Genomic DNA, 14,641 nt, shown 5'->3' with positions numbered 1-14,641 from the left:
TCCCCATGACAGACTGCAGGGCGCCCATGCTCGAACAGATCCCCACCCACCTGATCGCCGGTCCGCTGGGTGCCGGCAAGACCAGCCTGATTCGGGCGCTGCTGGCACACAAACCCGCCAACGAGCGCTGGGCCGTGCTGATCAACGAGTTCGGCCAGATCGGTCTGGATGCCGCGCTGCTGCAACGTGACGACAGCGGCGTCAGCTTCGCCGAAGTGGCCGGCGGCTGCCTGTGCTGCGTCAACGGCGTGCCCTTCCAGATCGGCCTGAACCGCCTGCTGCGCAAGGCCCGACCGGATCGTCTGCTGATCGAACCTTCCGGGCTCGGCCATCCGCTGCAGTTGCTGCAGCAGTTGCGCCAGCCGCCCTGGGAACGAGTGCTGGCGCTGCAACCAACCGTAATGGTGCTGGATGCCGAATCCCTTGCACACAACGCGGTCCTCGCTCCCAGCCAGCAGGAACTGGCCGCCCAGGCTGGCCTGCTGGTGCTGAACAAGAGCGAGAGACTGGATGAAGATGCACGCGTGAACCTGCAACGAAGACTGCCGGAACGCCCACTTTTCTGGACGACTCAGGGACATCTCGATCTGGCCCGACTGCCGGGTATCGAGACCTGCGCCAGTACGGCGGCAACGGAGTATCTGCCGCCGGTCGGCGCAGCGCCATTGGCCACTGTCTGGCTCGATCCGATGCAGCCGATAGTGCTCAGCCATGCCGCCAGCGAAGGCTGGAGCATCGGCTGGCGCTGGCACCCGGCGCTGCGTTTCGACATCCAGCGCGTCGGCGAATGGTTCGCGCCCTTGCCCTGGCGACGTGCCAAGCTGGTGCTGCACGGGGCGCATGATTGGGTCTCTGCGAATGCGCTGGGAGGCGGACCGCTGGACTTCAAGCCCAGCGAATGGCGGCGAGATTCGCGCCTGGAACTGATCTTCACTGAGGCGCAGTCGGAAGAAGCGCTCACCCTCGGCCTGCGTCACTGCCTGGCAGAGCGCTGACACCTTCGCTCAAGAGCGGGGTCAGTCGTTTCGGTTGCGCCAGTCATCCATCTGGATCACGCGCCCCTGCTCCGCTTGCGCCGGGAACGGATGCGCATCGGTCTCGATCGGCCCCGCTCGCATGCCGAACATGCAGATAGTGCCCTGATGGCGCTGCTCCCCGGTTACGGTGAACTCGAAGCCGTACACACGGGCGAAGCGACGATGTCCCCGCGCATCCCGGACCAACCCCATACGACGAAACGCGACGTTGCCATCGAGCAGTTCGATATCCATTTTCCGGCAATACTGCTGCACCGCCAGCAGCGCACGCTCGCGTATACCGTGGGAATGCCAGAGCCAGGCGCCAGCCGTGGCCAGCAGCAGAAAAACGAAGAGATTGCCAAGCGTCAGCACAGGCGTGGCCACCTTGCACTACAGCGCACAAACGCAGCGGCATGCACATCCAGCGCTGCGCGGATCACACCGCTCAACTCAACTTTCCAGCCAGACATCGCGAGCCCAGTGCCAGACCGACTCCCAGGTTTCGTCGGTCATTTCGTGCGCGTCACCATTGAACAGCGTGACCTCGCCTTCCAGATCGACCACATAGAAGTCGTTCCCGTCCTGGCAGATCGGCAGCAGATCGCGTTCCACGCCAGCATCCCAGGCCTGGGCGGCGACTTCCGGCAAATAGGTATGCGCTTGCGGATCGGCGGCGGTGACGGGCTCCAGCCGGCCATAGACCACATCGCTGACCAGCAGCAGGAACTCGCGCAAGCCGAACGGCAGGTTGATCAGCAGCTCCTCCTCGACTTCGACCAGACGCTCGTCGTCGGGCAACTCCAGCGGCACCGGCACCGGCTCGTTGAGCTCGCGCAGCTGTTCGATCACCTCTTCCATACCGCCCCCGCCCGTTCACACCAAGAAAGCGTGTTTATACAAGCACGGACGCGAGCGAGCCAGCCCTGCGGCGTTTCTTTTGGCTATGTCCCAGTTAGCTGTTGAGAGCACTTGAGGTGTGTGAATCCTTCTGTGGGAGCGGTTTTTTAGACCAGAGCACTCCGCGAATTTCGCGGCTGAAGCCGCTCCCACAGGATCGGTATGCACGCGGCCATCGTGGGAGGGGCCTTGGCCGCGAACGGAACCGTGCACCGGGCTTCGCGGGCATGGACTCGGCGTCCCTGCCCTTCCCACAAAAGCAGGATTACTCCACCAACACGTAACGGGGACATAGCCTTTCTTTTGCCTCAGGGCCGTGGTGCGGTCGCGACCGCCATCCAGCAGGCTGCTCTTGCCACAGCCGGCCATGACGAAAACAGCCCAAGGCTGCCGTATTGGTATATTCATTCAAGGAATATAAAAGTTCCAAAATAGTATTTTTAGCTATATTTGAGCTCGCATACTATCAACCCGCCAACACACCCCAGGGGTTGCTTCAGGTACAGCGGCCAAGCGTGGTGGTGACCAGCGATTTCCGACTTATTCCAAGGCTTCTGAGTAGACAACCATGAAAAAGACCCTACTGCGCAACACCCTGATCGGTGGCCTGGCCACACTGCTCGCCGGTACGGCGGCGGCCCAGACCATCAACCTGCTGAACGTCTCCTACGACCCGACCCGCGAGTTCTACCGCGAGTACAACACCGCCTTCACCAAGTACTGGCAGGAAGCCAAGGGCCAGAGCGTCAACGTGCGCCAGTCCCACGGTGGTTCCGGCTCCCAGGCGCGCTCGGTGATCGACGGCCTGGACGCCGACGTGGTGACCCTGGCGCTGGCCTATGACGTGGATGCGCTGCGCCAGAACGGCGGCCTGATCCCCGAGGGCTGGCAGGAGCGCCTGGAGAAGAACAGCTCGCCCTACACCTCGACCATCGTGCTGCTGGTGCGCAAGGGCAACCCCAAGAACATCAAGGACTGGGACGACCTGGTACGCGATGACGTGCAGGTGATCACCCCCAACCCGAAAACCTCCGGCGGCGCCCGCTGGAACTACCTGGCCGCCTGGGGCTACGCGCTGAAGCAGAACGGCGGTGACGAAGACAAGGCCTACGAGTTCGTCAGCAAACTGTTCGCCAACGTTCCGGTACTCGACCCGGCCGCCCGTGGCGCGACCAACACCTTCGTCCAGCGCCGCATCGGCGACGTGTTCATCGCCTGGGAGAACGAAGCCTTCCTCTCCGTCGAGCAACTGGGCAAGGGCGAGTACGAGATCATCGTGCCGTCGCTCAGCATCCTCGCCGAACCGCCGGTCACCGTGGTCGACAAGAACGTCGAGCGCAAGGGCACCCGCGAAGTCGCCGAAGGCTACCTGCAGTACCTGTACTCCGACGAGGCTCAACGCATCGCCGGCAAGAACTACTACCGCCCGAGCAACCCGGAAATCGCCAAGGAATTCTCCAACCTGTTCCCCGACGTGACCCTGTTCGGCATCGACGAAGTGTTCGGCGGCTGGCAGAAGGCCCAGGACACCCACTTCAACGATGGCGGCAAGTTCGACAGCATCCTCGAAGGTATTTCCCGCCGCTGAGCTGGCTGCTAGCCGATAAACCCTGAACCCGGGCGTCCTGCGTCCGGGTTTTGCTGAGAGTGTCTTATGTCTCTGGCCGTGAAGAAACGTCGCGTCATACCCGGCTTCGGGCTGACGATGGGCTTTAGCCTGCTGTACCTGAGCTTCATCTTTCTGATCCCCGTCGCCGGCCTGTTGCTCTACACCTCCCTGATGAGCTGGGAAGATTTCTGGAAAGCCGTCAGCCACCCGCAGGTGGTGGCCTCCTACAAGCTGTCGTTCGGTGCCTCGCTGATCGGCGCCACCATCAACCTGGTATTCGGCGCCCTGGTGGCCTGGGTACTGGTGCGCTACGAATTTCCCGGCAAGAAACTGATCGACGCCCTGGTCGACCTGCCGTTCGCCCTGCCCACCGCGGTGGCCGGCATCGCCCTGGTCACGCTGTACGCCTCCACCGGCTGGGTCGGCCAGTACCTGGAGCTGTTCGGCATCCGCGTCGCCTACAGCCAGCTCGGCGTAGTGGTGGCGCTGACCTATATCGGCCTGCCCTTCGTCGTGCGCACCGTGCAACCGGTGCTGGAAGACCTGGAAGCCGAGCGCGAGGAAGCCTCCGCCAGCCTCGGCGCCAGCCGCTTCACCACCATCCGCCGGGTGATTCTGCCCTCGCTGCTGCCGGCGCTGCTGACCGGCTATGCGCTGGCCTTCGCCCGCGCCGTGGGCGAGTACGGCTCGGTGGTATTCATCTCCGGCAACATGCCCTACAACACCGAAATCACCCCGCTGCTGATCGTCGCCAAGGCGGAGCAGTACGACTACCAGGGCGCCGCCGCCATCGGCACGGTGATGCTGCTGGCCGCCTTTGCCCTGCTGCTGCTGATCAATGGTCTGCAGTGGTGGACGTCGCGTCGCGGCGTATGACCAGGAGAACATGATGAGTAGTACCAAAACTCTTGGCCATGTGGCCAATCCGGCACTGGCCGCGCGCTGGCGCCGGGCCACCGAGGAACCGGCCTGGCTGCGCTGGACGCTGATCGGCATCGCCCTGACCTTCCTCGCCCTGTTCCTCCTGCTGCCGCTGGCGGTGGTGCTGTACGGTGCCTTCGAGCAGGGTCTGAAAGTCTGGTGGGCGGCGATCAACGAGCCCGACGCCCTGGCCGCCATCCGCCTGTCGCTGCTGGTGGTCGTGATAGTCGTGCCGATCAACATGGTGTTCGGCGTCTCCGCCGCCTGGGCCATCGCCAAGTTCGAGTTCCGTGGCAAGCCGATCCTGATCTCGCTGATCGACATGCCCTTCGCCATCTCGCCGGTGGTGGTCGGGCTGATCTTCGTCATCCTGTTCGGCTCGCAGGGCTGGCTCGGCCCCTGGCTGCAGGCCAACGACATCCGCATCATCTTCGCCGTGCCCGGCATCATCATCGTGATCGCCTTCGGCACCATGCCGTTCATCGCTCGCGAGCTGATCCCATTGATGCAGCAGCAGGGCAAGGAAGAGGAGGAAGCCTCGCTGACCCTCGGCGCCAGCGGCTGGAAGACCTTCTGGTACGTGACCCTGCCCAACATCAAGTGGGGCCTGATCTACGGCGTGATCCTCTGCAACGCCCGCGCGCTTGGCGAGTTCGGCGCGGTGGCAGTGGTTTCCGGACGCATCCGCGGCGAGACCAACACCATGCCGCTGCACATCGAGGTGCTATACAACGAATACATGTTCACCGCCGCTTTCGCCGTGTCGTCGCTGCTGACCGGCCTGGCCCTGGTGACTATCGCCATCAAGAGTTTTGTCGAGTGGTATGACGAGCGCAGCCGTCATGACGCCTCGGAATCGCATTAAGAGGCCATGCCATGAGTATTGAAATCGATCAAGTGAACAAGCGTTTCGGCAACTTCGTCGCCGTCGACAACGTCAGCCTGACCCTCAACGACGGCGAGCTGACCGCCCTGCTCGGGCCGTCCGGCTCCGGCAAGACCACCCTGCTGCGGATCATCGCCGGGTTGGAGCAGCCGGACAGCGGGCGTATCCGCTTCCACGGCGAGGACACCACCGACCTGCACGTCAGCGATCGCGGCGTCGGCTTCGTGTTCCAGCACTACGCGCTGTTCAAGCACATGAGCGTGTTCGAGAACGTCGCCTACGGCCTGACCGTCAAGCCGCGCCGCCTGCGCCCGAGCAAGGAGGAAATCCGCAGGAAGGTCATGCACCTGCTGGAGATGGTGCAGCTGGACTGGACCGCCGACCGCCTGCCCTCGCAACTGTCCGGCGGCCAGCGCCAGCGCATCGCCCTGGCCCGCGCCCTCGCGGTGGAACCCAAGGTGCTGCTGCTGGACGAGCCGTTCGGTGCCCTCGACGCCAAGGTACGCGCCGAACTGCGCCGCTGGCTGCGCCGCCTGCACGACGAGATCCACGTCACCAGCGTGTTCGTTACCCATGACCAGGAGGAAGCGCTGGAAGTGTCCGACCGGGTGGTGGTGATGAACAAGGGCCGGGTCGAACAGGACGGCAGCCCGGAAGAGGTCTACGACCATCCGGCCAACCCCTTCGTCTACCAGTTCCTCGGCAACGTCAATCTGTTCCATGCCCGCGTGCACGATGGCGTGGCGCGTATCGGCGGGCTACAGCTGGATGCGCCGGAATATGCCGGACAGCGCGAGAGCCTGGCGCACGCCTATGTGCGACCGCATGACATCGAGGTACTGGGCATCCATACCGACAATGCGCTGCACGCCGAGATCGCCCTGGTCTCGGTGGTCGGCCCCACCGTGCGCCTGGAGCTGCGTACCGATAACAGCGAAGAGCTGGTGCATGCCGAGCTGTCCAAGCACCGCTTCAAGGAGCTGGGGCTGGTGCAGGGTGGCGACGCCTGGATACGCCCGGTCAACAGCCGCGTATTCCTTGAGGATGGCGAACTCGGTCAGGCTTGAGTAGCACCCTCCACAAAAGCCCGTCCTCCACAACCTGGAGGGCGGTTTGCACCCGCCCGAATCCCAGCCATTTGTAGGTCGAATTAGCCGAAGGCGTAATCCGGCGATACGGGGCGTAATTCGGCGAATAGCTTCGACTCCGCCCGTCGGGTCGGTGAAGCGTGACCCGATCTACGGATTACGCTCGAAGGGCGCTATCGGAGACGGGCTACAGCAGGTAGGCGGCGGCGTTTTGCCGGGAGCGGGGGCGTCTTGCGAGGGTGCGGGCAGCGCCCGGACGGCGGCCCTCTCCGCGTGCGCGGAGGTGCCATCCGGTGCTTCAGTCGGGGCGGGAGTCAGCTGCTCTTGCCATTCGGCGGTTGCAGGCGAAACTTCTCCTTACGTTCGATCTGTACCACGTGGCCGTTATGCACGGTGATTTCCACCGAGCCGAACTTCAGGCCGTGCAAGGCAGCCTGGATTTCGCGCAGGATGCTGGCGTCGTCCTGGCCTTCAAGGTTGCGAAGGGTTGCGGTCATTTTCTTTCTCCGTAAAGCCTCCATGACGGCCAGGGCAGCCGTAGCCAGTGGGGCGTGGAGCGAATGTTAGACAGAGACCAGTTATTCTTAAAAAGATTGTTTAATAACATTAATATAATTATTGAGAATAAGCAGGCAGATAGGGTGGTCACGCCGCTATTTGATGAAAAGTAATAAGCAAATAATTCTTTATTCCTTTCAAGTAACTGATGGCTCTGCCTAGACTTCCTGCCATTGACTGCAGGAGGCGCCCGAATGCGCAGCGAATCCATCCGCTATCTGATAGTGCCGGGCTGGCAAGGCTCGCCCGAAGACCATTGGCAAAGCCACTGGCAGCGCACGCTGCCCAACAGCTGCCGGGTCGAGCAAGCCGACTGGCTGACGCCGCAGCGTGAAGACTGGGTTGCCGAACTGGAGCGCTGCATAGCGAGCGACGCTCGTCCGGTGGTTCTGGTCGCGCACAGCCTGGGCTGCATTACCGTCGCGCACTGGGCGGCGCAAGCTCCGCAAGCCTTGCTGCGCCGGGTATACGGAGCGTTACTGGTCGCCCCGGCCGATGTACAGCGCAGCAACTGCCCCGAGGCCTTGCGCAATTTCGCACCGATTCCGCGCCAGCCGTTGCCCTTCCCCAGCCAGTTGGTCGGCTCGGACAACGACAGCGCCGCCAGCGCCGCACGCGCTGTCGAGCTGGGCCGTGACTGGGGCAGCGAGATCGCGATGCTCGCCGGTGCCGGACATATCAACGTGAAGTCCGGGCACCACCTCTGGGAACAGGGTTTCGCCTATCTGTATCGCTTGCAGAGCCGTATCGAACGCAATGCCCGCAAGAGCGCCTGAACCACAGCGCCGACCGTTGCGTGGCTGACATCAACACGAAAACTGGCCAACAGGGCACTTCTAAAAACGTAGGCGAGGCAGCCAGCGCAAGGCGCAACGACCAACGGGAGTAACAGCCGCAGGCTGGCCCGTAGGGTGAGCGTAGCGAATCAAACAGGCGAAAAAGCGCAGTTTACGAGTTGTAAATGAGCATTTTGAGCCTGTTTTTAACGCAGTGATGGCAACGCAGGTAGTTTTTAGATGTGCCCTACAGCGGCCTGCCTGAGAGCCATCCCAATGAGCGATCCTCGTTTTATCCCGCCGCTGCTGACCTTTCCTGACGAGGAACGCAGCCCGCTGAGCATTCGCGCCAAGGCGCTGGTATTCGTCGATCCACGATCGCGTCGGTTGCGCGATGAAGTCGATCGCCTGTCACGACTACCGATTCCCCTGCTGATCCGTGGAGAACCGGGCACGGGCAAGGAGTTGCTGGCCCGGCATGTCCATCGCGAAAGCGAGCGCGGCGGGCTGTTCGTCGCGGTCAGCTGCGGTGCAATCAGTACCGCGCGTGCCGAGGCCGAACTCTTCGGCTATGTCGCCGGCGCCCACAGCGCGGCGGCCAGCAGCCGCGCGGGCTGGTTCGGCTCGGCCAACGGCGGCACGCTGTACCTGGACGAGATCGGCGATCTGCCGCTGAGCCTGCAGGACAAACTGTTGGCCGCGCTGGAAACCGGAGAAGCCTGGCGCGTCGGCTCGACCAAGGCCACGCCCGTCGATGTCCGGCTGGTGGCCGCGACCAGCTTCGACCTGGGCAAGGCCGTTGCGGCAGGCAAGTTCAGCGAACGGCTCTACAGCTACCTGTGCGACGGTCGGCTGGATCTGCTGCCATTGCGCGAGCGCACGGGCGACATCCTGCCGTTGGCCGAATACTTCCTTGGCGTCTATGCGCAACGCCTGAGTCTGCCGTTGCCGCTGGTCAGCCCGACCGCCCAGTTGCTCCTGGAGCGGCACACCTGGCCAGGCAACACCCGCGAGCTGGAGAATGTCATCCACTTTGCGCTGCTGGTCAGCAGCGGCGACGAACTGCTGCCGCAGCACTTCAATCTGTCCGATCCGCTGCTGCAGCTCGAAGCGGATCTGCAACGGCTACTGGACGGGGCCGACCGGCAGCAACTTGCGGCACTGCGGCAGGTGCTGCAACGCGTTGACGGGCGTTTGGCCGAGGCATTGGCCTGATTCACCGGCAGCATTGCGCGATTCGCCCCACCCCAGCCTACGCCCCACTGGCGAACTGCTTGCGATAGGCCCCCGGCAGCACGCCATTGACCTTGTCGAAGGCGCGGGTGAAGGCTGCCAGGGACTGGTAACCGCAGGCATCGGCAGTGGCGGCGACCGGCTGGCCCTGGCGCAGCAGCTGACAGGCCTGGCGCATGCGCAGGTTGAGCAGCAAATGCCCGGGCGACGTCCCGGCAAGTTCCTGGAAGCGCTTGCAGAAGGCCGAACGCGACAGTCCGGTCAGTTCGGCCATCCGCTCCAGCGTCCACTGTTGCTCGGGCCGCGCGATCAGCGCGCCGAGCAGATCGACGAACTGCGGGTGGCGCGCCAGGCCGAGCAGCCCGCCCAGATCGTCGACCGTCCGGCCCTGTTCGCGCAGCACATAAAGGAACAGCAGATGGCTCAAGCGTTCGAGCAGGTGCGGCGAAGGCCCCTGCGCCAGCGCGCACTCCTCCAGGATCAGCTCGAACAGCCGGCGAGCCGCACTCGCGCCGGGCTCGCCGACACGCAGTACCAGCCAGGGCGGCAGCGCCTCGAGCAACAGGCTGCTCAGACCCGGACGGAAATGGAAAAAGCCACAGACCAGCCCGACCCCTTCACGAGAGTCGGAGTCCAATGGCTGCATCACGCCACGCGGTCGGCAGCGCGCCGCTTCGGACGATGGCGTATCGGACAGCCGATAGGGCAGATCGCGAAGGAGGAACAGCGCATCGCCCGCGTGCAGAGGAACGCCCTGGTCCTGGCCATCCAGATGCAGCCAGCAATCGCCCTGCGCCAGGAGATGGAAACTCGCCCGCGCCAGGCCCTGCGTACTGGCCTGCCAGCTGCCGCAGTAGCGACCCACATGGAACAGGCTGGCATCGAACTCCAGGTTCGCTAATAACCAATCAAAAGGAGCACTGGACGAATTCATCTAGGGAAAAGACTCAGGAGCAAATGAAAGCGACTTTTGAATATGGCCAGCAATTTTTATAACCAACAGAATGGCTGCACCCCGTTCGATCATGAGGAGTCCACCATGTCCCGCGTTACCCTACAGACTCTGGAAAGCGCCCCGCAAGACGCGCGTCCGTTCCTGGAAAATGCGCAAAAGAATTCCGGCTTTATCCCCAACCTGCTGGCGGTGCTGGCCAACGCGCCGGCAGCGCTGGAAACCTACGTGACCGTCTCCGCCATCAACGGCAAGGCCAGCCTGGGCCTGCCCGAGCGTGAAGTGGTGCAGCTGATCGCCGCCACCACCCACGGCTGCAACTTCTGCGTGGCCGGCCATACCGCCATCGCCACCAACAAGGCCAAGCTGCCGACCGAAGTGGTCGAGGCGCTACGTGCCCGTGGCGAACTGCCGGATGCGCGCTACGAGACGCTGGCCGAATTCACCCGCCAGGTGATCGCCACCCGTGGCAACGTCGCCGATGCCGACTACCAGGCATTCCTCGCGGCGGGTTTCAACGAAGCCCAGGCGCTGGAAGTGATTCTCGGCGTCAGCCTGGCGACACTGTGCAACTTCGCCAACAGCTTCGCGCACACGCCGCTCAACCCCGAGTTGTCTCGCTATGAGTGGACCAACCCCAACGCCTGAACATAGTCGCCGAATCACCGAGGAAAATCCGAGATGCTGGATGCCAACCTGAGCCGCTGGCTCGAAGCCCATGCCGAACCGCTGGATCGCGGCGCGCATGATGCCGAGGATGTTCTGCCGCAACTGGCGGCCAGCGGCCTGTTGGGGCTGGGTGTCAGCGAGTCGCTGGGCGGCGCCGGTGGCACGACCCTCGATGCGGTGGATGCCGTCGCCGAAGTCGCCACCTACTCCCTGACCAGCGCCTTCGTGCTCTGGGGGCAGCGCTCGTTCATCGAGTACCTGCTGGTCAGCGACAACGGGGCGTTGCGCGAACGCCTGCTGGGCGACCTGCTCGGCGGTCGGGTGGCGGGCGCCACCGGCCTGTCCAACGCGATGAAGTTTCTCTCCGGCATCGAACAGCTGGGCGTCACCGCCCAGGAAGAACAAGACGGCTGGCGGCTGAACGGGCGCATGCCCTGGGTCACCAACCTGCGCAAAGGCGGCTACGTGGTGGCTGCAGCGATCGAGTTGCCGGGGCGCGAGCCCTTCGTCGCGGCGCTGCCGGGCGATCTGCCGGGCTTGCAGCGCAGCGACGACCTGCAGCTGATCGGCATGCAGTCGAGCAACACTGCCGCGCTGGACGTACGCGACGTGCGGCTCGACCGCGACTGGCTGCTGGGCCAGGAAGCGCGCCCGTACCTGGGCAAGGTGCGTCCGGCCTTCCTCGGCCTGCAATGCGGGATGTCCATCGGCCTTGCACGACGCGCGCTGGCCGAGGCCCAGCGGAATCTGGACAGCCGTCGTTCGGTACTGGAAGACGAATGGGCGCGTGTAAGCGATCTGTTGACCAGCACCGAGGCACAACTCAAGCAGGGCCTGCGCGAGGGCCACTTCGTCGGTCAGCCGGCAGCCATGTTCAAGGTGCGCATCGCCCTGGCCGAAGCCGTCGCCAGCGCGATTCAGCTGGAACTGCAGACCAGCGGCGGCAAGGCCTACCTGCAGGCTTATGGCGAAGGCTTCGCCCGGCGCCTGCGCGAGTCGGCCTTCGTGCCGGTCATCACCCCCAGCCTGGTGCAATTGAAGACCGAGCTGCAACGGCTGGCGACAGCATGACTTCAGGGGTATTGCAGGCCGAAGGCATCGCCCTCGGTTACGGACAGGGCGCGGCGTGGCGCACGGTGCTGGAACACTTCGAGCTGGACCTCAAGCCCGGCGAAGTGGTGAGCATTCTCGGCCCGAGCGGCGTCGGAAAATCCAGCCTGCTGCGGGTCCTGGCCGGCCTGCAGCAACCGCACCGGGGCACGGTGCGGCTGTTCGGCGAGCCCTTGAACGGCCCGCATCCACGGGTGGCCGTGGCCTTCCAGGACCCTTCGCTGCTGCCCTGGCTGAGCCTGGAGAAGAACGTCGCCTTCGGCCTCGATTTCGCCCGACAGCCCCGCCGCGAGCGCGCCGAACAGCAGCGGCTGATCGACGATGCGATCGCCGCGGTCGGCCTGCAGCATGCGCGCAAACGCTACCCATCCGAGCTGTCCGGCGGCATGGCGCAACGCACCGCGCTGGCGCGCTGCCTGGCCCGTGAACCGCATGTGCTGCTGCTCGACGAACCCTTCGGCGCGCTGGACGAGATCACCCGCGCCGACATGCAGCAGCTGCTGCTGAATCTGATCCGCGAGCGGCACACCGCCGCCGTGCTGATCACCCATGACATCGACGAAGCGCTGCTGCTGTCCGAGCGCATTCTGCTACTGGGTGACAGCCCAGCGCGGATCCTCGGCCAGTGGCACATCGACCTGCCGCAGCCACGCGCGGATCTGGTCGAAGAGCTGGGCGCGCTGCGCGTCGAGATCCTCAAAACCCTACGGCGGGCGAGCCGCGACAACGGAACTTCACTCTCTCAGCAGGAGCCTAGCCATGTGCCTGGACGATCCGACTCATTCGCGACGTGACATCCTCAAACTCACCAGCCTGCTGACCGCAGCCGGTGCCTTCCCGCTGCTGGCCAGCCTGCAGGCCCGTGCCGCCAGCGATCCCGACGCCCCGGTACGCATCGGCTACCTGCCGATCACCGATGCGACACCCTTGCTGGTGGCGCACAACAACGGGCTGTTCGAGGCCGAGGGCATCAAGTCCGAACGCCCGGTACTGCTGCGCAGCTGGGCGCAGGTGATCGAGGCCTTCATCTCCGGCCAGGTCAACGTCATCCACCTGCTGTCGCCGATGACCGTCTGGGCGCGCTACGGCAGCAAGGTGCCGGCCAAGGTGGTGGCCTGGAACCATGTCGGCGGCTCCGGCCTGACCGTGGCTCCCGGCATCACCGATGTGAAACAGCTGGGCGGGCAGTCCATCGCCATTCCGTTCTGGTACTCGATCCATAACGTGGTGGTGCAGCAGTTGCTGCGCGACAGTGGCCTGACACCAGTGAGCAAGAGCAGCGGGATCGCCGCCAACGAAGTCGGTCTGGTGGTCTTGCCGCCCTCGGACATGCCCCCGGCCCTGGCCAGCAAGCGCATCGCCGGCTACATCGTCGCCGAACCCTTCAATGCCTTGGCGGAGAATCTCAAGGTTGGACGCATCCAGCGCTTCACCGGCGACGTCTGGCGCAACCACGCCTGCTGCGTGGTGTTCATGCACGAGCACGACCTGAACAACCGCCCGGAATGGTCGCAGAAGGTGGTCAACGCCATCGTCAAGGCGCAGCTGTGGACTCGCGATCACCGCGAGGAAGCCGCGCAACTGCTGTCCAGGGATGGCGCCAACCGCTATACGCCGCACACCCCGGAAGTCCTGACCAAGGTGCTGGCACCGGCGGCCAACGACCGCCAGCAGTATCTCGACAGCGGCGCGATTCAGCACGGCGAGTGGAACGACAAGCGCATCGACTTCCAGCCCTACCCGTTCCCCAGCTACACCGAGCAACTGGTCACGCGCCTCAAGGACACCCTGATCCTCGGCGAGAATGGCTTCCTCGACGACCTCGATCCGGTCGCGGCCGCACGCGATCTGGTGGACGACCGCTTCGTGCGCAACGCCATCGAGGCGGTGGGCGGGCTCCAGGCGTTCGGCTTCCCGGACAGCTTCGAGCGTGAGGAGGAGATCAGCGTTTGATCCGCCATTTCAAGATCCATGTCTGGCCGGGGCTGCTCGGTGTGGGCGGCCTGGTGCTGCTGTTCGGGCTCTGGTGGCTGGGGATGGGCCTGTTCGGCTCCGGCGAAGGGCTGACGGCGCTGTTCGCGCCCAAGGCGACGCTGGTCAGCCTGTTCGAGCTGCTCGGGCGCCCCGAGCTGTTCGAGCATGTCTGGGTCAGTCTCAGGCGCATCCTGGTCGGCCTGGGGCTGGCGCTGCTGATCGGCGTGCCGCTGGGCCTGCTGGTCGGCAGTTCGCGCAACCTGGAATGGGCGACCACGCCGGCGTTCCAGTTCCTGCGGATGATTTCACCGCTGTCCTGGATGCCCATCGCGGTGATGCTGATGGGGGTCGGCGACCAGCCGATCTACTTCCTGCTGACCTTCGCCGCCGTCTGGCCGATCCTGCTCAACACGGCCTCGGGCGTGAAGCAGCTGGACCCGCGCTGGCTGCAGCTGACGCGCAGTTTGAGCGCCACCCGCTGGGAAACCCTGAGCCGGGTGATCGTGCCGGGCGTGCTGGGGCATGTGCTGACCGGCGTGCGCCTGGCCATCGGCATCCTCTGGATCGTGCTGGTGCCCTGCGAGATGCTCGGCGTCAGCGCCGGCCTGGGCTACTACATCCTCGACACCCGCGACCGCCTGGCCTATTCGGAGCTGATGGCCATGGTGTTGCTGATCGGCGTGCTGGGCTTCCTGCTCGATGCCGGCGCGCGCTGGCTCTACAGCCGCTGGACTCACGCCCGGTAGGTTGGGTCGGGGCGCGCAGCCTTCGCTCCGCGAAGCCCAACGAGCGAGGCCTCGGGCAACGCCTTCGTCGCAGTCCGGTGATTGCAGCGTGTTGGGCTTCGGCGCTATGCGCCTCAACCCAACCTACGGCCATGCATGCAGATCGGCGCGGGATGAGTGGGCGCCGAGGTCGAGCGTTCCGCGACGCCCCGCTTCCGATATCC

16 protein-coding genes are annotated in these 14,641 nt (G+C 64.5%); 12 read left to right on the top strand and 4 right to left on the bottom strand.

What is annotated here, in order from left to right; all coding sequences use genetic code 11:
* Nucleotides 1-26: 26 nt before the first annotated feature.
* On the top strand, nt 27-995 hold the full coding sequence (locus tag ACYCFC_RS17640; protein WP_459652413.1) for a CobW family GTP-binding protein: 969 nt from the start codon (nt 27-29) through the stop codon (nt 993-995).
* 21 nt (nt 996-1,016) lie between these two features.
* Here the strand turns inward: ACYCFC_RS17640 and ACYCFC_RS17635 are convergent, their stop codons facing one another.
* Both ACYCFC_RS17635 and ACYCFC_RS17630 read right to left on the bottom strand, forming a co-directional pair.
* Entirely contained in the window at nt 1,017-1,391 is a 375-nt protein-coding gene (locus ACYCFC_RS17635; protein WP_459654023.1) for a DUF3301 domain-containing protein, read from the bottom strand.
* Between the two features lie 78 nt (nt 1,392-1,469).
* The gene (locus ACYCFC_RS17630) at nt 1,470-1,877 is read right to left on the bottom strand and encodes an SMI1/KNR4 family protein (protein WP_459652412.1); all 408 of its coding nucleotides are present in this window, start codon (nt 1,875-1,877) and stop codon (nt 1,470-1,472) included.
* Between the two features lie 607 nt (nt 1,878-2,484).
* On the opposite strand from ACYCFC_RS17630, the gene ACYCFC_RS17625 reads away from it, so the two are divergent.
* The 4 genes from ACYCFC_RS17625 (at nt 2,485) to ACYCFC_RS17610 (ending at nt 6,399) form a co-directional block, all read left to right on the top strand.
* On the top strand, nt 2,485-3,504 hold the full coding sequence (locus ACYCFC_RS17625; RefSeq protein ID WP_459652411.1) for a sulfate ABC transporter substrate-binding protein: 1,020 nt from the start codon (nt 2,485-2,487) through the stop codon (nt 3,502-3,504).
* A 66-nt stretch (nt 3,505-3,570) separates the two neighbouring features.
* On the top strand, nt 3,571-4,401 hold the full coding sequence (gene cysT, locus ACYCFC_RS17620) for a sulfate ABC transporter permease subunit CysT (RefSeq protein WP_459652410.1): 831 nt from the start codon (nt 3,571-3,573) through the stop codon (nt 4,399-4,401).
* A gap of 10 nt (nt 4,402-4,411) precedes the next feature.
* Nucleotides 4,412-5,311: a sulfate ABC transporter permease subunit CysW gene (cysW, locus tag ACYCFC_RS17615; RefSeq protein WP_459652409.1), complete on the top strand. Its 900-nt coding sequence runs from the start codon at nt 4,412-4,414 to the stop codon at nt 5,309-5,311.
* Between the two features lie 11 nt (nt 5,312-5,322).
* Nucleotides 5,323-6,399: a sulfate/molybdate ABC transporter ATP-binding protein gene (locus tag ACYCFC_RS17610; protein WP_459652408.1), complete on the top strand. Its 1,077-nt coding sequence runs from the start codon at nt 5,323-5,325 to the stop codon at nt 6,397-6,399.
* A 335-nt stretch (nt 6,400-6,734) separates the two neighbouring features.
* Here the strand turns inward: ACYCFC_RS17610 and oscA are convergent, their stop codons facing one another.
* On the bottom strand, nt 6,735-6,917 hold the full coding sequence (oscA, locus tag ACYCFC_RS17605; protein ID WP_459652407.1) for a sulfur starvation response protein OscA: 183 nt from the start codon (nt 6,915-6,917) through the stop codon (nt 6,735-6,737).
* A 255-nt stretch (nt 6,918-7,172) separates the two neighbouring features.
* On the opposite strand from oscA, the gene ACYCFC_RS17600 reads away from it, so the two are divergent.
* Nucleotides 7,173-7,754 carry an alpha/beta hydrolase gene (locus ACYCFC_RS17600; RefSeq protein WP_459652406.1) on the top strand — a complete coding sequence of 194 codons (582 nt, stop codon included), beginning with the start codon at nt 7,173-7,175 and terminating at the stop codon, nt 7,752-7,754.
* 276 nt (nt 7,755-8,030) lie between these two features.
* A complete protein-coding gene (locus tag ACYCFC_RS17595; protein ID WP_459652405.1) occupies nt 8,031-8,969 on the top strand; it encodes a sigma 54-interacting transcriptional regulator in 939 nt (312 codons plus the stop codon).
* A 37-nt stretch (nt 8,970-9,006) separates the two neighbouring features.
* Here the strand turns inward: ACYCFC_RS17595 and ACYCFC_RS17590 are convergent, their stop codons facing one another.
* On the bottom strand, nt 9,007-9,921 hold the full coding sequence (locus ACYCFC_RS17590) for an AraC family transcriptional regulator (protein WP_459652404.1): 915 nt from the start codon (nt 9,919-9,921) through the stop codon (nt 9,007-9,009).
* 105 nt (nt 9,922-10,026) lie between these two features.
* Between ACYCFC_RS17590 and ACYCFC_RS17585 the strand changes: the two genes are divergently transcribed.
* From ACYCFC_RS17585 to ACYCFC_RS17565, 5 genes are read left to right on the top strand one after another with little or no spacing between them, the layout of a single operon-like run.
* Nucleotides 10,027-10,587 (top strand): carboxymuconolactone decarboxylase family protein, encoded by a 561-nt coding sequence (locus ACYCFC_RS17585; RefSeq protein WP_459652403.1) that lies wholly within the window; start codon nt 10,027-10,029, stop codon nt 10,585-10,587.
* A gap of 33 nt (nt 10,588-10,620) precedes the next feature.
* Nucleotides 10,621-11,679 carry an acyl-CoA dehydrogenase family protein gene (locus ACYCFC_RS17580; RefSeq protein ID WP_459652402.1) on the top strand — a complete coding sequence of 353 codons (1,059 nt, stop codon included), beginning with the start codon at nt 10,621-10,623 and terminating at the stop codon, nt 11,677-11,679.
* Nucleotides 11,676-12,512, top strand: coding sequence for an ABC transporter ATP-binding protein (locus ACYCFC_RS17575; protein ID WP_459652401.1), 837 nt, complete (start codon nt 11,676-11,678; stop codon nt 12,510-12,512). The genes ACYCFC_RS17580 and ACYCFC_RS17575 overlap by 4 nt, the downstream gene beginning before the upstream one ends.
* Nucleotides 12,478-13,671: an ABC transporter substrate-binding protein gene (locus tag ACYCFC_RS17570; protein ID WP_459652400.1), complete on the top strand. Its 1,194-nt coding sequence runs from the start codon at nt 12,478-12,480 to the stop codon at nt 13,669-13,671. Before ACYCFC_RS17575 ends, ACYCFC_RS17570 begins: the two co-directional genes overlap by 35 nt.
* A gap of 14 nt (nt 13,672-13,685) precedes the next feature.
* Entirely contained in the window at nt 13,686-14,438 is a 753-nt protein-coding gene (locus ACYCFC_RS17565) for an ABC transporter permease (RefSeq protein WP_459654022.1), read from the top strand.
* The last annotated feature ends 203 nt before the right edge of the window (nt 14,439-14,641 follow it).

This window comes from Stutzerimonas sp. NM35, assembly GCF_054604355.1.
Note: the sequence above shows the minus strand (reverse complement) of the source record. Positions and strands in the feature narration are given on the sequence as shown.